This is a genomic window from Priestia sp. SIMBA_032 (assembly GCF_046535215.1).
Taxonomy (GTDB): Bacteria; Bacillota; Bacilli; order Bacillales; family Bacillaceae_H; genus Priestia; species Priestia aryabhattai.
In genome coordinates this window covers 1-250 of record NZ_JAWRXD010001223.1, presented here as the reverse complement: position 1 = coordinate 250, position 250 = coordinate 1, and the positions used below count along the sequence as shown (strand labels likewise).

1 protein-coding gene is annotated in these 250 nt (G+C 68.8%); it reads left to right on the top strand.

Features of this window, described 5'->3' with window-relative positions:
- The coding region (trhA, locus tag SB717_RS38225) for a PAQR family membrane homeostasis protein TrhA (RefSeq protein ID WP_410908410.1) at nt 1-250 on the top strand (250 nt) is incomplete at both ends.

Below are 250 nucleotides of genomic sequence, written 5' to 3'. Positions count from 1 at the left end.
CGGCTGGACGCTGTTCGCCGTCGTATGGGGACTGGCGCTCGGCGGCATCGCTTGCAAGCTCGCCTGGCCGCACCGCTTTGCGGCCCTGCGCATCGCCGTCTACCTGGCGATGGGTTGGCTGGCCGTCTTCGCCGGTGACGAACTGCTCGACACGCTCTCCACCACCGGCCTCGTCCTGCTCGTCGCCGGCGGCATCACCTACACGCTGGGGGTGATCTTCTACGCCGTGCGCGCGATCCCCTTCAACCAC